We start from the raw sequence: 15,900 nt of genomic DNA on the forward strand, positions 1-15,900 counted from the left end.
CGGGTCGGGTATGCCGGGCTCTAGAAGTTGCGGCTGTGCTGCACGCCCGACGGGCGGCACGCGCAATCGTCCAGCATCGGCCGAGCCCGCTGGGCTGCCGCGGACCGGTGGCGCTGTAGGAACCGGGGCACGTCATACTGGTCGATCGTCGTCCACTGCTGCGGCTCGAACCGCGGCGGCCGTGCGTCGGCGGTCGACGGCACGACCATCAGCTCGAAGATCCAGGCGGTGAGCTCTTCCGGGCCGCGGCGGTGGAGCATGCGGGCGAACCGATCCCAGCGGTGCCCCTGCGTGTTGAGCCAGCCAACCATCCCCTCGCGGGCATCCATCGACTGGGCAGCCCACGACCAGCTCTCGCGCCAGACCCCGTCGACTCCACGCTCCTCCATGATCACGCCCGGCTTGCCCTCCACATCGGCGCGGTCGAACCGCACCTTGTCGGACGCGGGCGAAGCGGTGATGTCGATAGTGACGAGGCTCCGCTCGTCTTGCGCGGGCATCTGGCTGACCCGCCGCATGCGCTCGAACAGCGTGCTGCCCGGGATGGAGGTCGTGGTGGGATCGGAGACGAACTCGATGGGCATAGGTGTACTCCTAGTTGGCGAGGACGCGCTGCTCGCCGCGCTGGATGGCGACGGAGCGCTGCTGGGTGGAGGTGGCCTGGTCGACGATGACCGGCTTGGTTGCTTCGAGCATGGCGAGCACCGACCAGCCAAAGGCGGACAGCCGGGCATGCTTGAACACCGTGCCGGTGTGCTCGAGCATGTCGCGGTTGGACAGGTCGAGCAGGTAGTGGCGGAAGAAGAGCTCGCTCCCGCCGAATAGGTGGTCGATCATCCCATCAGGGTCGATGCGGTGCATCTCTTCGGCGACGCACTTCAAGGTCGCGCGCATCAGTTCGAGCTGGTCGGTCTGGTCCTCGCACATGCACATGTCGAGGTGTTGGCCCCAGAACGCGTCGCGCACGCTGTCCCACAGCCGCCCGTCGGGCGCCTGCAGTACGACGTGTGCGCGTCCCACCGTGACGGGCTGGAGCGAAGCACCCCAGGGGCGAACTTGGGCGAGGGCAACGGCGGTCGACATGGCGGTACGCTCCACGAGAACACCGTGGTGTGTAGCAGCCAGAAAGAAGGCAGGTCAAGTAGTCGGAGACGTGTGTCTCCGAGAAGGTTTCACCTTCTCCGCACGGTGCCCAAGACCGGGAGGTATTCGGGTCCAGCCTCCCGATCGAGTTGCCGCGCAAGCTGGTCGAGCGCAGCGCCCGTCATGAGCCGCCGTTCCATCATCCAGCGCCATACGGCCGCAGCAGCGGTACCAACGTCGAGCGGCAGGCGCTGTCCAAGATAGGGAAGGTCCTTGGTCGACCAGAGGTCCGCTAGCTGGCTGCGGTCGATCAGGCGAACGCGGTTCGACTCGACGTTGCGCCACAGTCTCTCCGCCACCAATTCCGCAAGTTCGCCCAGCAGCACGACAGCGACGCGATCATTCTTCGCGGTGCTCTTGTTCGCCGCTCCATGCGCTTCCATTCGCGCGACCATCAGCCTGAGCAGCGCAGGTTCGTTGGCTTTGGCGAGCGCGATGGCATGGCTCGGTGCCAAGTGGGCGTCGATCAGCATGAGCGCCACTATCAGACGGCAACACTGGCGTAACGTATAGCCGCGACGTATCAGCGGGTCTTCGCTGGTGTTTGCCGGCCAGTCGTGGCGGCTGACCTGCTTGATGCGCGAGCGCAGCCGGGCACGACGGTCGTCGCCGAGCTCGGGGTATAGCTGCAGGGGCTCGACCGCGCATCCGGTCAGCGCGATGATCGCCATGTCCTCGAGGTGAACCGAACCCAGGCGTTCAACGATCGAGTCGGACATGGCCCGCTGCTAGGCTGTCGAGAGGGCGCGCGAAAGGGCGGACGCCGCCGTGATGTTCAGAAGACTTGCCAGCCCGGCTCTACGGTCAGCTCGATCCAAGCGTCACGGGTAGCGACCGCATCGTGGATCGTTGCCGCCGACAGCGCGGGATAGGGCTGGATCAGGTTGCCCAGCAATCTGCCGGGCAGCGCTGTGAGAGTCGTGTCGGGTATGGCGCCCTTGCACCGGAACAGGCAATTGGCGCGTCCAAACTCGCGATAGTGCCAGAGCAACCCTCCGTCAGACCCCCGCTGCTCGATGTCGATCAGGAGCCGGCGGTACCTGCGGGAGATCCCCACCGCATTGAAGCCGGTGCTTGTCCGCAGGCGGCGGACGTAAGGATGGCCGTGCCGCAGGAGCGTATGTGTCCAGCGAGCCGCCTGGCGGTCGAGCGCCTTGTCGATGTCCTCCGGGGCTAGCCCTGCTTGTTGAAGCAGCGCCAGCAGCGGGTCGGATACGGAGCGCTTGGTCACGGTCCGACATGCTCGTCGAGCGAAACGCGATCAATGCTGCGACAACTGCTTCTCACGGCCGCGTTCTCGCGCTTGAAGCGGGCGACATTCACGAACTGGCCGCAGGGACGGCCCGGGGCAGAGGACATGCGGATGTCGTTCATCTCAGACCTTGCTGGCAGCAAGGATCGCGGACCAGTCGATGAAGTCGAGGTCGATGGTCTTCATGTGCGCTGCGAGGCTGGCAACCGCGCGTCCCAGGCCGTAGCCTCCGCCGACATCGGCAGGCGCGTGGCCCATCATCTGGTCGTGGACGTCCTTCGGGATCTCAGCATCGCGGCAAAGGTCCTTGAATGTGTGACGAAAGCTGTGGAACACGATTCGCCGATCGCGGCTCACCGCCTTGTCGATGACGCGGTTGGCCCGTCGGCTCGCTTCCTTGGTCTGAACCTGCAGGCTGTCGGGCCTGAGATCGCCGAACAGTTTGACGAACCCCGCTTGGTAGAGCGCCAGGACGTGATTGACGAAGCCGAGTTCGATCAGCTTCGGGTGCAGCGGAATGACGCGCGTCGACGAGTCGGTCTTGGTCCGCTTCGCCAGCTCCGGGTCAGCCTCGGCCACGTCTTCGGAGATGTAGGTAGTGACGTCGATATACCAGACGCCATCCGCCTGCTGCACATCCGGTACCAGGATTTGCCCGAGCTCCTCGATGCGTCCGCCGGTGCACAGCCCTAGAAAGAACAGCCAGCGCAGCGTCGTGTCGGATACTGACGACCGGCTCTCGCTGAGCGACCACGCGCGGGTGAACAGCGGGTCGGCGAACAGGCTGGTGAGCTCGGCTCTGGTGAACGGACGTCGGTTGCTCTTCTTGCTGTGCCCCTCGACCTTGATGCCGGCGGCGACGTTGGCGGGGATGAAGCGCTCCTGGAACGCGAACCCGAGCAGCGCCTGGATGGCGCCGAGATACTTCTTCACCGACGCGGGCTTCACGCGCACAACGTCGGTGCGGCTCTCGTACAGCGTCACCAGGTCGGCAAAGGGGAGCCTCCGCTGCGCTCTGGGCATGCTGGCGGGCATGACCTCCAGGGCGTCGCGATACTCGAAACAATCGTCAGCCGTGATCTCACCGATGCCGACATCGCCGATGTAGCTGATGAAATATTCGATCGCCTTGGCCGCCGCCGCGATTGCCTTGGGCGTGGGCGAACGAGCGGCCTGCCAGCGCCCCGCGAGGGCAGCGAGCTTCATGTCCGGCCTAGCACGGGTGGTCTGATTGCGACGGCGGACGGACGGTGCCTGCGGCAGCTGTTGGCGCATTTCTGGCGAACGCAGCGCTTCGGCGAGCGCGTCAGCCAACGGCTCGTCGATGCCCGGCACGTCACCTTCGGTCAAACCGAGCTGGCGCTTCAGCGCGGCGACGGGCTCGGTCAGCAGCGGGCGCCAGCGTCGCCGGGGCACCCGCTTCTGAAAGGCGAACCACGCTTCGCCGGGTGGTGCGTGGCGGGCATCATGATCTGCCTGAATTCGAGCTAGCGCTTCGTCTGAGAGCTCGTCGTCGGTGTCGCTCCCCGCCATCCGCCTGCGGTAGGCAGCCCAGTCCTCCGCCGACATCGACTGAGCGGTCGGCAGGTGCGCGCCTGCGAGATCCGCGACTGCCTTGTCGAGCTCGAACAGGATGAACGCGACTTGTGTTCCACCGGAAGCGAAGCCCGCCGGCGAGCGGGAAGTCAGGTGTCGGGTCACCAACGCTGATGCCTGCTCAGGCGTGAGCCGGCCTTCGCCGCCCCGTGTCAGCGCCTCTCGAAAGGTGGCGAGCTTGCGCTCATACTCGCCGTTCGCGACCGCGAAGCGCTTCTCCGCGTCCCGCAGGTCGCCGGTGCCGAGCGACACCTTGTAGAAGTCGCCGCAGGCGAATGAAGGCCTGAGTGCCTCCGGGATCTTGCGCCTGAGATAGTAGATGCCGCTGCGCGGATCCTGCCACAGCCCCTTCGTTTTTGCCATCCGTTCGTCTCCGGTGTACCCATCAGGTGTACCCACCGGGACGTAAACGAACGGGAAACCGCCAAATCCGTCGCTTAGACGGCGCTGGTGACCCCTACGGGAATCGAACCCGTGCTTCAGCCGTGAAAGGGCCGCGTCCTAACCGCTAGACGAAGGGGCCGTGCTGCGGTGCCGAGCCGCCTAGGCGGATTGTGTCGGGCGGTCAAGCGTCTCGCGCGATCAATTTGCCCAGGCGGCGTCGTCGAGGTGCAGCTCGGCCACGTCGCGGCCGCTCCAGTCGTCGCGCTTGGCGCGGCCTGCCAGCCACAGCCGACGCGTCGGCCCGGCCGCGAGCAAGGCCTGTCCCAATGCGGTGTCGGCGGCGCGGAACGCCATCGCCTTGAGGCTGCGACCGTCGTCGCCGGCGACGATTGCGCGGACATGGCCGTTGCCGACCACGTCGACCTTGACCGCGCGCACCGGGCCGACCGCGACGCGCGGCGCGGGCCAGCCGGTGCCGTACGGCCCGCCGGCCTCCAGCGCGTCGACCAGTGATGGCGTCACGCCGCCGGGCGCGACGACCGAATCGAACAGCAAGGCGCGTGCCGCCATCGCCTCCGCGACCGGACCGGCCAGACGTGCATCGAGCCAATCGGCGAAGGCGCCCACCTGATCGGCGGCGATCGTCAGCCCCGCCGCCATCGCATGCCCGCCGCCCGCGATCAGCAAGCCCTGTTCGCGCGCCGCCAGCACCGCCGCGCCGAGATCGACCCCGGTGATCGAGCGGCCCGAGCCCTTGCCGATCCCCTCCTCATCGAGCGCGATCACGATCGCGGGGCGGCCGAGCTTTTCCTTGAGTCGACCGGCGACGATCCCGATCACGCCGGGGTGCCAGCCCGCGCCCGCGACGACGCACACCGCGCGGTCGTGGCACAGCATCGCCTCCGCGCCCTCCTGCACCATCGCCTCGATCGCGCGGCGTTCCTCGTTGAGCCGGTCCAGTTCGGTGGCGATCGCGCGCGCCTCGACCGGGTCGGTGGTGGTGAGCAGCCGCACGCCGAGATCGGCGCGCCCGACGCGTCCGCCGGCATTGATGCGCGGCCCGAGCGCGAAGCCGAGATCGCTGGCGGTCGGCGCGCGGGTCAGCCGTGCGGCCTCGGCCAGCGCGGCCAGCCCGACGTTGCGGCGCTGCGCCATCACCTTGATCCCCTGCGCGACGAACGCGCGGTTGAGCCCGCGCAATTGCGCGACATCCGCGACCGTGCCCAGCGCGACCAGATCGAGCAGATCAAGCAGCTTCGGCTCGGCGCGCCCGGCGAAATAGCCGCGCGCCCGCAACGTGCGCAGCAGCGCCGCGCCGAGCAGGAAGCAGACCCCGACCGCGGCGAGATGACCGTGCGCCGCGCCGTCGCCCTCGTCGCGGCGATTGGGGTTCACGACCGCGACCGCGCGCGGCAGTTGCGTCGCGCATTGGTGGTGGTCCGCGACGATCACGTCGCAGCGTGCCGCCTCCAGCGCCTCGAACGCCTGCGCGCCGCAATCGACGGTGACGATCAGCGTCGCGCCTTCCTCGGCGAGCCGCGTCAGCGCGGCGGCATTGGGGCCATAGCCTTCGGTCAGCCGATCCGGGATGTAGACGCGCGCCTCGCGACCTAGTTGCCGCAGCAACAGCACCAGCAGCGCTGACGAGGTCGCGCCATCGACATCGTAATCGCCGAAGATCGCGATCGACTCGCCGCGCTCCACCGCATCGGCGAGCCGCGCGGCGGCGGTGTCCATGTCGCGGAAGATCGACGGGTCGGGCATGAAGCCGCGGATCGACGGCAGTTTGTGCGCGTCGAGCGCCTCGCGCGGGCAACCGCGCGCGAGCAGCAATTGGGTGAGCAGATCGTCGGGTACGAACCCGTCGCGCTGGTCGGCGGCCAGCGCACGCCAGCGCCAGGGCTGGCCGAGGATCGAGCGCTCGACATCGAGTACGTGACGCATCCGGTGCGCTCTAACCGACCGGCTGCGTCCCGTCACGCGGCAAGAAAATGCGGGATGAGATATTGTAGCATCGCGCCGATGGGCCTAAGTCGGCGACATGATGGCCCGCGACCTCAGCAACGACAGCAAGATCGGTCGGCTCGACCGCGTCGCGATGTGGCTGTCCGCGGCGTGCGTCGTGCATTGCTTGGCAACCGCGATCCTCGTCGCGGCTTTGTCGACGGCGGGCGGTGTTCTTGGCAGCCCGGTAATTCACGAAACCGGGCTGGTGCTGGCGATTGCGCTGGGCTGCGTCGCGTTCGGACGCGGGATCGTCGCGCATCGTCGCGTTCTGCCCATCGTGCTCGGCGCGACCGGATTGTCGTTGATGATGGCGGCGCTGTTCGTCGCGCATGCCGGCGGACATCTGGTCGAATCGGCGCTGACGATCGTCGGTGTCGCGGTGCTTGCCGCCGGACACGCGCTCAACCGGCACACGCATCGCTGAGGCCGGTCGACGGTCACGGTATCTCGGACAGGCCACCATTCTATCCGGGATAACTTTCCTTCATCGCCGCGGACTTGATCGGGGACCCCACTTTTTTGCGGCCGGGGCAGAGGGGTGATCCCGGATCAAGTTCGCGATGACGGTTCAAGGAATATGTCCCACGAGCGTCTCGCCGCGCTCAAACTTGCCGCGGCACGGCGCGACGCCTAGATCACGTTCATGGCCCGACATGCACATCACGAACCGCACGGCGACGATCTGCTCGCCGCGGCGCAGGCGACGCTGGAGCGTTCGGGCGAGCAATGGACCGCGATGCGTGCCAACGTCTATGCCGCACTGTCGGGCTTCACCAAGCCCGCCTCCGCCTATGACATCGCGGAGGCGCTGTCGCGCAGCGAGGGGCGGCGGATCGCGGCCAACAGCATCTATCGCATCCTCGATCTGTTCGTCTCCGCCAACCTCGCGCTGCGCGTCGAGAGCGCCAACGCCTATGTCGCCAACGCGCATCCCGGCTGCCGGCACGATTGCATCTTCCTCGTCTGCGACGGTTGCGGGAACACGACGCATTTCGACGACGACTCGCTGACCGGCGGGTTGCGCGCCGCCGCCAGTGCCGCCGGGTTCGAGGCAGCGCGGCCGGTGATCGAGGTGCGCGGCCGCTGCGCCGATTGTGCCGGGGCGGCACGCGCGCAAAGCGGGCAATCGACACACTGATCCTGCTCAGCTATTCGGGTCAGATGGTTGAAGTCCCGAACACGCCGTTGCTCGACACCGTCGATACGCCCGCCGATCTCCGCCGACTGAAGCCGGAACAGCTTCGCCAGCTTGCCGACGAATTGCGTCAGGAAACGATCTCGGCGGTCGGCGTCACGGGTGGCCATCTTGGCTCGGGGCTGGGCGTGGTCGAGCTGACCGTCGCGATCCACTACGTCTTCGATACGCCCACCGACCGTCTGATCTGGGACGTCGGCCACCAATGCTATCCGCACAAGATCCTGACCGGGCGGCGCGACCGCATCCGCACGCTGCGGCAGGGCGGGGGACTGTCGGGCTTCACCAAGCGCAGCGAGAGCGAATACGACCCGTTCGGTGCGGCGCATAGCTCGACCTCGATCTCCGCCGCGCTCGGGTTTGCGACCGCCAGCAAGCTCGCCGACAAGCCGGGCAAGGGCATTGCGGTGATCGGCGACGGCGCGATGTCGGCGGGCATGGCCTATGAGGCGATGAACAACGCCGAGGCGGCGGGCAACCGGCTGGTCGTGATCCTCAACGACAACGACATGTCGATCGCGCCGCCGGTGGGCGGGCTGTCGGCCTATCTGTCGCGAATGGTGTCGAGCCGTGAGTTTCTCGGCGTGCGCGAGGTGATGAAACGCGTCGCCAAGCGGCTGCCACGCCGCTTCCAGTCTGCGGCGCGCAAGACCGACGAATATGCGCGCGGGATGACGATGGGCGGCACGCTCTTCGAGGAACTGGGCTTTTATTATGTCGGCCCGATCGACGGCCATAATCTCGACCATCTGATCCCGGTGCTCGAAAATGTCCGCGATGCCGAGGAAGGACCGATCCTCGTCCATGTCGTGACCAAAAAGGGCAAGGGCTATGCCCCGGCCGAGAACGCCGCCGACAAATACCACGGCGTCCAGAAGTTCGACGTCATCACCGGCGCGCAGGCCAAGGCACCGCCGGGACCGCCGGCCTATCAGAACGTCTTCGGCGAGGCGCTGAGCGCCGCCGCCGACCAGGACGATCGGATCTGCGCGATCACCGCGGCGATGCCGTCGGGCACCGGGCTCGACAAATTTGCCGCGACACATCCCGAACGCTTCTTCGACGTCGGCATTGCCGAGCAGCACGCCGTCACCTTCGCCGCCGGACTGGCCGCGCAGGGGATGCGGCCGTTCTGCGCTATCTATTCGACCTTCCTGCAGCGCGCCTACGATCAGGTCGTGCATGACGTCGCGATTCAGAATTTGCCGGTGCGCTTCGGAATCGACCGCGCCGGGCTGGTCGGCGCGGACGGCGCGACCCATGCGGGCAGCTTCGATGTCACCTATCTGGCGACGCTCCCGAATTTCGTCGTGATGGCGGCGGCCGATGAGGCCGAGCTGGTCCATATGGTGCAGACGTGCGTCGAGCATGACTCGGGGCCGATCGCCGTCCGCTATCCGCGCGGCAACGGCACCGGCGTCGCGCTGCCCGAGACGCCGAAGGCGCTGGAGATCGGCAAGGGTCGGATCGTTCGCGAGGGCAAGAAGGTCGCGATCCTGTCGCTCGGCACGCGGCTGACCGAGGCGCTCAAGGCCGCCGACACGCTTGATGCCAAGGGGCTGAGCACGACGGTCGCCGACCTGCGCTTCGCCAAGCCGCTCGACGAGGCGCTGATCCGCCGCCTGCTCACCTCGCACGAGGTGGCAATCACGATCGAGGAGAATGCGATCGGCGGGCTCGGCGCGCATGTGCTGACGATGGCCTCGGACGAGGGGCTGACCGACGCGGGTCTGCGCATCCGCACGATGCGGCTGCCCGATCTGTTCCAGGATCAGGACAAGCCCGAGGTGCAATATGCGCAGGCGCGGCTCGACGCCGATGCGATCGTCGATACGGTGTTGAAGGCGCTGCGCTACAACGAAGCGGGCGTCATCGCGCGCGCGTGACCGGCTGGCAGAAGGTCGCCGCGCTGACGGCGTTCTACGTCATCGGCATGTTGTGGGTGAACTGGACGATGGTGCGGCGCGTCCGCGGCGCGGTCGCGGCGCGCGCGGCCTGGACCGCCGACGACTTCGACGCGGTGTTCGCCGACCTTGACGCGCACCTTGCGCCCGCAGTGCGCGCGGCGATTGCGCCATGGTATGGGGAGGGGGTGGTGCCGCGCCCCGAGGACACGCTGCGGCGTTTCCTCAAGATGGACCGCAGCGAGGTGGACGATCTCGTCACGGACGCGGCGGCCAGGGCAGGCTTGCCGCGGCCGGGTCCCGCGCTGCCGGACCTGCCGGACGTTGCGGCGGTGGTGCGTCACCTTTCGTCATTGCGAGCGTAGCGAAGCAATTCAGGACGTCCTGATCCGGCGCTGGATTGCTTCGCTACGCTCGCAACGATGTCCGCTTGCCCCGGTTCGTGCCGGGCCTGTCGAAGCGCGTGCCCGAGAACATGCCTCTCTATAAACCTGAATGTTACGGCAATCAGGTGGCAACCCACCATCCTGCACCCGCGACCATAAACCCGCTTGCGCAATCATCAGACAATCCCTACGTTGAACGTGTTAAACGGAGGGGCAGGTGCTCGGCGTCAGGCTCGATACGGAACTCGAAGAACGGCTCGCCAATGTTGCGCGCACGCAGGGGCGCAGCAAGAGCGATATCGCGCGTGAAGCCGTGCGGCGCTACGTCGAACTCCACGACGAGGCGTTCCGTCGCGAGGCGCGTCGCCAGTCGCAACGTGCCTCGCGTCGCGACACGCAGGAGGATTACGCCTTCTGGGAGCAGGCCGAGCGCGAGGATGCGGCATGGCGGTGAGTGACGCGCCCGACATCCGCCACGGCGCAATCGTGCTGGTCGATGCGCCCGATGGCGCCAGCGGCGGCCCGCGCGCCTGCGTCGTGGTGCAGGCCGATCTGTTCAACGACAGCCACGCCACCGTTACGCTCTGCCCGCTGACGACCGTGGTCGGAGGCGAGGTGCTGTTCCGGGTCACGATCTCACCGCAGGAACATACCGGCCTCACTGTCGAGTGCGAGGTGCAGGTCGACCGGATCACCAGCATCCGCCGTCACCGCATCGTCAAGGCGATCGGCCATGCCTCCGCCACCCGCATGGAGCAGGTCGATCAGGCGCTGCGCCGCTGGCTCGCTTTGTAACTCAACAGGACAGGAAGAAACCATGACGCCGATCGTGAAGTCGATTCTGGACAAGTACGAAGCCACCAGTCCGGCGGTGAAGGCCAATCTGGCGCGCATCCTGATGCAGGGGAAGCTGGGCGGCACCGGCAAGCTCATCATCCTGCCGGTCGATCAGGGCTTCGAGCACGGCCCGGCGCGCAGCTTCGCGGTCAACCCGCCGGCCTATGACCCGCATTACCACTACCAGCTCGCGATCGACGCCGGTCTGTCGGCCTATGCCGCGCCGCTCGGCGCGCTCGAGGCGGGGGCGGATACGTTCGCGGGGCAGATCCCGACGATCCTGAAGGTCAACAGCTCGAACAGCTGGGCGACGCAGATCGCGCAGGCGCAGACCGGCAGCGTCGAGGACGCGCTGCGGCTCGGTTGCGCGGCGATCGGCTTCACCATCTATCCGGGCGCCGACGACATCTTCGCTTCGATGGAGCAGATCCGCGCGCTGCGCGAGGAAGCGGCGGCGGCGGGGCTCGCGACCGTCATCTGGAGCTATCCGCGCGGCGGCAAGCTCAGCAAGGACGGCGAACTTGCACTCGACGTCGGTGCCTACGCCGCGCACATGGCGGCGCTGCTCGGCGCACACATCATCAAGGTGAAGCTGCCAAGCGCGCACATCGAACAGCCCGAGGCGCAGAAGAGCTACGAGGGCATCGACTGGTCGGACCAGGCCGATCGCGTCCGCCACGTCGTCCAGTCGAGCTTCGCGGGTCGCCGGATCGTCGTCTTCTCGGGCGGCGCGGCCAAGGGCACCGACGCGGTCTACCAGGACGCGCGCGATATCCTCGCGGGCGGCGGCAACGGCTCGATCATCGGCCGCAACACCTTCCAGCGTGAGCGTGGCGAGGCGCTGGCGATGCTCGACAAGCTGGTGTCGATCTACAAGGGCGAGGCATAAGGCGACTCACTCCCTCTCCCCTGCGGGGAGAGGGCCGGGGTGAGGGGCAGTGAGGCACTGTGCGCTCGCGGCGAGCGCGAGGAGTGGAGGCCGCCCCAACAAACCGGATTGCCCGCGGCAGCCCCTCACCCAATCAGTTCCGGGTCGACATCGCCCCCGCGATGTCGAGAATGTGCCGGGGGCACATTCGACCCGGAACTCCCCGGAGGGGAGAGGGCTTATGCCTTCCACCACCCCGCCAAACCCGCTACGCGCCCCCCATGACTGAAGATCCGCTCGGCCCGCTCGATCCCGATTTCGGCGCCAACTTCAAGCGCGACGATCGCCGTCCGCCCTGCCAGCTGTACCTGATCTCGCCGCTCGACGTGACCGGCGGCTTTCCCGATCGCCTGAAGAACGCGCTTGACGCCGGCCCGGTCGCCGCCTTCCAGTTCCGCGTCAAGGACGTGGACCAGCACACCGCCGCCCGCCTCGCCGAGCCGCTCCAGCGCATCTGCGCCGACCGCGAGGTGGCGTTCATCGTCAACGATTCGGTCAGCCTCGCCAAGCGGCTCGGCGCGGACGGCGTGCATCTCGGGCAGGAGGACGGCGATGCGCGCGAGGCGCGTGACGCACTCGGTCCGTCGGTGCAGATCGGCGTCACCTGTCACGACAGCCGCCACCTCGCGATGGAGGCCGGAGAGGCGGGCGCGGATTATGTCGCGTTCGGCAGCTTCTATCCGACCACGACCAAGGACGTGAAGCATCGTCCGGAGCCGGTGATCCTGTCGTGGTGGCACGCACTGTTCGAGCTGCCCTCGGTCGCGATCGGCGGGATCACCCCCGAGAATGCCGCGCCGCTGATCGCCGCCGGCGCGGACTTCATTGCCGCCAGCCATGCGGTGTGGGGCGGGGAAGAGGCGGCGGCGATCCGCGCCTTCGACGCGGTGTTGAAGGGCTGACGGACCCGCACGCCCCAACATGCGTTGTTACGGCATCGAAATACGAGAGGTGCCCGTGAAGCGTATCGCCCCCGTCGTCGTCCCAGCTCTTGCGAGCGCGATCGCCCTGACGCTCACCGCCGCCGCCCCGGCGCAGAACGGCGCGACTCCGCCGCTCGACCCGGCGGTGTTGCGGATGCAGGTCGTGCTCGACAAGCTCGGCTTCGGCCCCGGCGTCATCGACGGGCGCGGCGGCCAGTCGCTGACCAACGCGCTGAAAGGCTTTCAGGAAAGCCGCGGCCTGCGCGTGACCGGCAAACCCGATACCGCCACGCTCGACGCATTGCGCCGCTTCGGCAACGTCCAGCCGACGATGCAGGTGACGCTCGACGCTGCCGCGATGCGTGGCCCTTATGTGCCGCAGATGCCGGATGACTACGCGGAGAAGGCGAAGCTGCCGGCGATGGCCTACAGCCGTCCGCTCGAAAAGCTCGCCGAGCGATTCCACACCACGCCCAAGGTGCTCGCCGAGCTGAACCCCGGCGTCACCACGATCGGGGTCGGCTCCAAGATTACCGTGCCCAACACCTTTCCGACCTCGCGCGCCTATCCGGCCGACGCGACTCCGGCATGGCGCGCGACGCTTGCCTCGCTCAACGTCGAGGCGGCGGTGCCGAAGGCCGCGAAGATCGTCGTCGACAAGTCGGACGGCATTCTGCGCGTCCTCGACGGCAACGGGCATCTGGTCGCGCAATATACTGCGACGATCGGCTCGTCGCGTGACCCGCTGCCGCTCGGCAACTGGAAGGTGCTGCACGTCTCGCCCAATCCCGACTGGAAGATGAACCCGAAGATCCTCAAGGGCGTCCCCGACAGCAAGCAGGCGCAGATCATCCCGCCTGGCCCGAACAATCCGGTCGGCGTCGTGTGGATCGACCTGAGCAAGGAACATTACGGCATCCACGGTACCAGCGAGCCCGAGCAGATTGGCCGCGCGCAGTCGAACGGTTGCGTCCGCCTGACCAACTGGGATGCGGCACGCGTCGCGTTGATGGTGAAGGGGGGAACCCCGGTGCTGTTCCAGGCCTGACATGACGAAGCTCGGCTGGTCGATCCTCGCGATCATCCTGCTGCTTGGGGCGGGGTTCGCGTCGATGGTGTCGATCGGTTCGCGCGCGCCGGTCGCCACGCCAACCTCGTTGCCAGACGCATCCGCTCCGCCGGCGGCGGGCGGCGGGCAGTTGCTGGTGCCGGTAGCAGGCGTGACCCGCGACGCGTTGGTCGACACCTTCGGCCAGCCGCGTGACGGCGGCGCGCGTCATCACGAGGCGATCGACATCATGGCACCGCGCGGCACGCCGGTGCTCGCCGCCGCCGATGGTCGCGTCGACAAATTGTTCGACAGCGCGGCAGGCGGCCGCACGATCTACATCCGCTCGACCGACGGCGCGACCATGTACTATTACGCGCATCTCGACGGCTATCGCGACGGGCTGACCGAGGGGCAAGTGATCCGGCGCGGCGAGCCGATCGCGACGGTCGGCGCGACCGGCAACGCCGACGCCGCCGCGCCGCACCTGCATTTCTCGGTGTTGCGCACCACGCCGGCACAGGGCTGGTCAGAGGGCGAAGCGGTGGATCCCTTTCCGCTTCTTGCCGAACTGCGCGCCAAGCGCTAAGCCGCCGCAATCGGCGCCCGCGGATTACCGCCGGCGCCGCGGCTCTTTTTACACAGGCGAAGCCCCATGAAGATCAGCGGCGTGGACATCCGTCCCGGCAATATCATCGAGTACGAAGGCGGCATCTGGCGCGCGGTCAAGATCCAGCACACGCAACCCGGCAAGGGCGGCGCGTACATGCAGGTCGAGTTGAAGAACCTGCGCGACGGCCGCAAGAACAACGTCCGCTTCCGCTCCGCCGAGACGGTCGAGCGCGTCCGCCTCGACACCAAGGACTTCCAGTTCCTGTTCGCCGAAGGCGACGGGCTGGTTTTCATGGACAAGGAAACCTACGATCAGGTGACGCTGCCGCGCGACCTGCTCGGCGACGCCGCCGCCTTCCTGCAGGACGGCATGGATGTCGTCATGGAACTCCATGACGAAGAGCCGATCAGTGTGCAGCTGCCCGACACGATCGAGGCGACGATCGTCGAGGCCGATGCGGTGGTGAAGGGGCAGACCGCCTCGTCGAGCTACAAGCCCGCGATCCTCGACAATGGGGTGCGCGTGATGGTGCCGCCGCATATCGCCAGCGGCGTGCGGATCGTCGTGGACGTGTACGAGCAGACGTACGTCCGGCGCGCGGACTGAACTTATCCCCCTCCCTTCAAGGGAGGGGCCGGGGGTGGGTAGCTTGCTCGTAATACGGCAGCCGCACCCAAAGCGGAAACCGTACCACCCGGACACTACCCACCCATCATCGGGTAATCCATGCCCCGCATGGATTAGAAATGCCGGGGGCATTTCGACCCGATTATCCCTCCCTTGAAAGGGAGGGGGGAGTTAGAAAAATGCCATCCCATTCCGGTCTGTTCACCGTCATCGAGCGCGCGGCACGCAAGGCCGCGCCGCGGCTGCGTCGCGACTTCAACGAGGTCCAGCACCTGCAGGTCAGCCGCAAGGGGCCGGCCGATTTCGTCAGCCAGGCCGACCAGCGCTGCGAGCGGACGCTGTACGACGAACTGTCGAAGGCGCGCCCCGACTGGGGCTTCGTCATGGAAGAAGGCGGGACGATCGAGGGCGATCCGAACAAGCCGCGCTTCATCATCGATCCGCTCGACGGCACGTCGAACTTCCTGCACGGCATCCCGCATTTCTGCATCTCGATCGCGGTCGAGGAGCCGATGCCGAACGGCAAGCGCGAGATCACGACCGCGCTCGTCTACCAACCGCTGACCGACGAAAGCTTCTGGGCCGAAAAGGGCCGCGGCGCGTGGCTGCAGGACCAGCGGTTGCGCGTGTCGTCGCGGCGTGAGCCGTCCGAGGCGCTGATCGCGACCGGCATCCCGTTCATGGGACATGGCGATTTCGTGCAATGGACGCGCATCTTTGGCGCGGTCGCGCCACAGGTCGCGGGCATCCGCCGGCTCGGCGCGGCGGCGCTTGACCTTGCATGGGTCGCCGCCGGGCGGTTCGACGGCTATTGGGAAAGCGACCTGAAGCTGTGGGACGTCGCGGCGGGGATGCTGCTGGTCAAGGAAGCCGGCGGCTATGTCACCGATTTCCGTGGTGGCGACCGCGCGCTGGAGCGGAACGAGTTCCTTGCGGCGAACGACGCGCTCCACAACAAGCTGCACAAGATGGTGGCGCAGGCGCTGCGGTAAGGCAGCTTTTGCAACCTCCGCTCGTCCTGAGGAGAGGCTGACAGGCTCAGTGCCTCCTCAGCACG

The 15,900-nt window shown here is 67.3% G+C and carries 19 protein-coding genes and 1 tRNA gene; 12 read left to right on the forward strand and 8 right to left on the reverse strand.

The genetic code is table 11. The annotated features are described in order from the left end of the window. Window positions 1-20 precede the first annotated feature (20 nt). The 8 genes from ACI2JO_RS09170 to recJ all read right to left on the reverse strand — a co-directional run bounded on the left by ACI2JO_RS09170 (window position 21) and on the right by recJ (window position 6,319). On the reverse strand, window positions 21-584 hold the full coding sequence (locus tag ACI2JO_RS09170) for a hypothetical protein (RefSeq protein ID WP_404720405.1): 564 nt from the start codon (window positions 582-584) through the stop codon (window positions 21-23). 10 nt (window positions 585-594) lie between these two features. Further along, window positions 595-1,083, reverse strand: a complete 489-nt coding sequence (locus ACI2JO_RS09175; RefSeq protein WP_404720406.1) for a hypothetical protein — start codon at window positions 1,081-1,083, stop codon at window positions 595-597. An 89-nt stretch (window positions 1,084-1,172) separates the two neighbouring features. Then, window positions 1,173-1,862: a hypothetical protein gene (locus ACI2JO_RS09180; protein ID WP_404720407.1), complete on the reverse strand. Its 690-nt coding sequence runs from the start codon at window positions 1,860-1,862 to the stop codon at window positions 1,173-1,175. 56 nt (window positions 1,863-1,918) lie between these two features. Further along, on the reverse strand, window positions 1,919-2,374 hold the full coding sequence (locus ACI2JO_RS09185; RefSeq protein WP_404720408.1) for a hypothetical protein: 456 nt from the start codon (window positions 2,372-2,374) through the stop codon (window positions 1,919-1,921). Beyond that, complete coding sequence (locus ACI2JO_RS09190) at window positions 2,371-2,517, reverse strand: hypothetical protein (protein WP_404720409.1); 147 nt, start codon at window positions 2,515-2,517, stop codon at window positions 2,371-2,373. Before ACI2JO_RS09190 ends, ACI2JO_RS09185 begins: the two co-directional genes overlap by 4 nt. A gap of 1 nt (window position 2,518) precedes the next feature. Beyond that, entirely contained in the window at window positions 2,519-4,354 is a 1,836-nt protein-coding gene (locus tag ACI2JO_RS09195) for a DUF6538 domain-containing protein (RefSeq protein WP_404720410.1), read from the reverse strand. Window positions 4,355-4,439: 85 nt separating this feature from the next. Then, window positions 4,440-4,514: transfer RNA gene (locus ACI2JO_RS09200), tRNA-Glu, on the reverse strand. A gap of 59 nt (window positions 4,515-4,573) precedes the next feature. Further along, a complete protein-coding gene (gene recJ / locus ACI2JO_RS09205) occupies window positions 4,574-6,319 on the reverse strand; it encodes a single-stranded-DNA-specific exonuclease RecJ (RefSeq protein WP_404720411.1) in 1,746 nt (581 codons plus the stop codon). 97 nt (window positions 6,320-6,416) lie between these two features. Between recJ and ACI2JO_RS09210 the strand changes: the two genes are divergently transcribed. From ACI2JO_RS09210 to ACI2JO_RS09265, 12 genes are all read left to right on the forward strand, one after another. Further along, on the forward strand, window positions 6,417-6,806 hold the full coding sequence (locus tag ACI2JO_RS09210) for a MerC domain-containing protein (protein WP_404720412.1): 390 nt from the start codon (window positions 6,417-6,419) through the stop codon (window positions 6,804-6,806). Window positions 6,807-7,025: 219 nt separating this feature from the next. Beyond that, window positions 7,026-7,520, forward strand: a complete 495-nt coding sequence (locus ACI2JO_RS09215) for a Fur family transcriptional regulator (RefSeq protein ID WP_404720413.1) — start codon at window positions 7,026-7,028, stop codon at window positions 7,518-7,520. A 23-nt stretch (window positions 7,521-7,543) separates the two neighbouring features. Then, window positions 7,544-9,463 (forward strand): 1-deoxy-D-xylulose-5-phosphate synthase, encoded by a 1,920-nt coding sequence (gene dxs / locus ACI2JO_RS09220; protein ID WP_404720414.1) that lies wholly within the window; start codon window positions 7,544-7,546, stop codon window positions 9,461-9,463. Beyond that, window positions 9,460-9,846, forward strand: a complete 387-nt coding sequence (locus ACI2JO_RS09225) for a hypothetical protein (RefSeq protein ID WP_404720415.1) — start codon at window positions 9,460-9,462, stop codon at window positions 9,844-9,846. The genes dxs and ACI2JO_RS09225 overlap by 4 nt, the downstream gene beginning before the upstream one ends. 238 nt (window positions 9,847-10,084) lie before the next feature. Then, window positions 10,085-10,321, forward strand: coding sequence for a ribbon-helix-helix protein, CopG family (locus ACI2JO_RS09230; RefSeq protein WP_159755253.1), 237 nt, complete (start codon window positions 10,085-10,087; stop codon window positions 10,319-10,321). Next, window positions 10,312-10,662, forward strand: coding sequence for a type II toxin-antitoxin system PemK/MazF family toxin (locus ACI2JO_RS09235; protein ID WP_404720416.1), 351 nt, complete (start codon window positions 10,312-10,314; stop codon window positions 10,660-10,662). The genes ACI2JO_RS09230 and ACI2JO_RS09235 overlap by 10 nt, the downstream gene beginning before the upstream one ends. A gap of 22 nt (window positions 10,663-10,684) precedes the next feature. After that, window positions 10,685-11,593: a class I fructose-bisphosphate aldolase gene (locus tag ACI2JO_RS09240; protein WP_404720417.1), complete on the forward strand. Its 909-nt coding sequence runs from the start codon at window positions 10,685-10,687 to the stop codon at window positions 11,591-11,593. A 260-nt stretch (window positions 11,594-11,853) separates the two neighbouring features. Next, the gene (gene thiE, locus ACI2JO_RS09245) at window positions 11,854-12,534 is read left to right on the forward strand and encodes a thiamine phosphate synthase (RefSeq protein WP_404720418.1); all 681 of its coding nucleotides are present in this window, start codon (window positions 11,854-11,856) and stop codon (window positions 12,532-12,534) included. Window positions 12,535-12,589: 55 nt separating this feature from the next. Next, complete coding sequence (locus ACI2JO_RS09250; protein WP_404720419.1) at window positions 12,590-13,603, forward strand: L,D-transpeptidase; 1,014 nt, start codon at window positions 12,590-12,592, stop codon at window positions 13,601-13,603. 1 nt (window position 13,604) lies between these two features. Further along, window positions 13,605-14,192 carry a M23 family metallopeptidase gene (locus ACI2JO_RS09255; RefSeq protein WP_404720420.1) on the forward strand — a complete coding sequence of 196 codons (588 nt, stop codon included), beginning with the start codon at window positions 13,605-13,607 and terminating at the stop codon, window positions 14,190-14,192. Between the two features lie 66 nt (window positions 14,193-14,258). Beyond that, on the forward strand, window positions 14,259-14,822 hold the full coding sequence (gene efp / locus ACI2JO_RS09260; RefSeq protein ID WP_022686086.1) for an elongation factor P: 564 nt from the start codon (window positions 14,259-14,261) through the stop codon (window positions 14,820-14,822). A 200-nt stretch (window positions 14,823-15,022) separates the two neighbouring features. Beyond that, on the forward strand, window positions 15,023-15,835 hold the full coding sequence (locus ACI2JO_RS09265) for an inositol monophosphatase family protein (protein ID WP_404720421.1): 813 nt from the start codon (window positions 15,023-15,025) through the stop codon (window positions 15,833-15,835). The last annotated feature ends 65 nt before the right edge of the window (window positions 15,836-15,900 follow it).

The sequence above is a fragment of the Sphingomonas sp. NPDC079357 genome (genome assembly GCF_044901155.1).
Lineage (GTDB): Bacteria > Pseudomonadota > Alphaproteobacteria > Sphingomonadales > Sphingomonadaceae > Sphingomonas.

Coding starts and splice junctions, on each gene's coding strand:
- ACI2JO_RS09190 (WP_404720409.1), bottom strand. CDS start 2,517: ATGAACGACATCCGCATGTCCTCTGCCCCGGGCCGTCCCTGCGGCCAG.
- ACI2JO_RS09175 (WP_404720406.1), bottom strand. CDS start 1,083: ATGTCGACCGCCGTTGCCCTCGCCCAAGTTCGCCCCTGGGGTGCTTCG.
- ACI2JO_RS09210 (WP_404720412.1), top strand. CDS start 6,417: ATGATGGCCCGCGACCTCAGCAACGACAGCAAGATCGGTCGGCTCGAC.
- ACI2JO_RS09235 (WP_404720416.1), top strand. CDS start 10,312: ATGGCGGTGAGTGACGCGCCCGACATCCGCCACGGCGCAATCGTGCTG.
- ACI2JO_RS09170 (WP_404720405.1), bottom strand. CDS start 584: ATGCCCATCGAGTTCGTCTCCGATCCCACCACGACCTCCATCCCGGGC.
- ACI2JO_RS09195 (WP_404720410.1), bottom strand. CDS start 4,354: ATGGCAAAAACGAAGGGGCTGTGGCAGGATCCGCGCAGCGGCATCTAC.
- ACI2JO_RS09265 (WP_404720421.1), top strand. CDS start 15,023: ATGCCATCCCATTCCGGTCTGTTCACCGTCATCGAGCGCGCGGCACGC.
- ACI2JO_RS09255 (WP_404720420.1), top strand. CDS start 13,605: ATGACGAAGCTCGGCTGGTCGATCCTCGCGATCATCCTGCTGCTTGGG.
- thiE (WP_404720418.1), top strand. CDS start 11,854: ATGACTGAAGATCCGCTCGGCCCGCTCGATCCCGATTTCGGCGCCAAC.
- dxs (WP_404720414.1), top strand. CDS start 7,544: ATGGTTGAAGTCCCGAACACGCCGTTGCTCGACACCGTCGATACGCCC.
- ACI2JO_RS09180 (WP_404720407.1), bottom strand. CDS start 1,862: ATGTCCGACTCGATCGTTGAACGCCTGGGTTCGGTTCACCTCGAGGAC.
- ACI2JO_RS09215 (WP_404720413.1), top strand. CDS start 7,026: ATGGCCCGACATGCACATCACGAACCGCACGGCGACGATCTGCTCGCC.
- efp (WP_022686086.1), top strand. CDS start 14,259: ATGAAGATCAGCGGCGTGGACATCCGTCCCGGCAATATCATCGAGTAC.
- recJ (WP_404720411.1), bottom strand. CDS start 6,319: ATGCGTCACGTACTCGATGTCGAGCGCTCGATCCTCGGCCAGCCCTGG.
- ACI2JO_RS09240 (WP_404720417.1), top strand. CDS start 10,685: ATGACGCCGATCGTGAAGTCGATTCTGGACAAGTACGAAGCCACCAGT.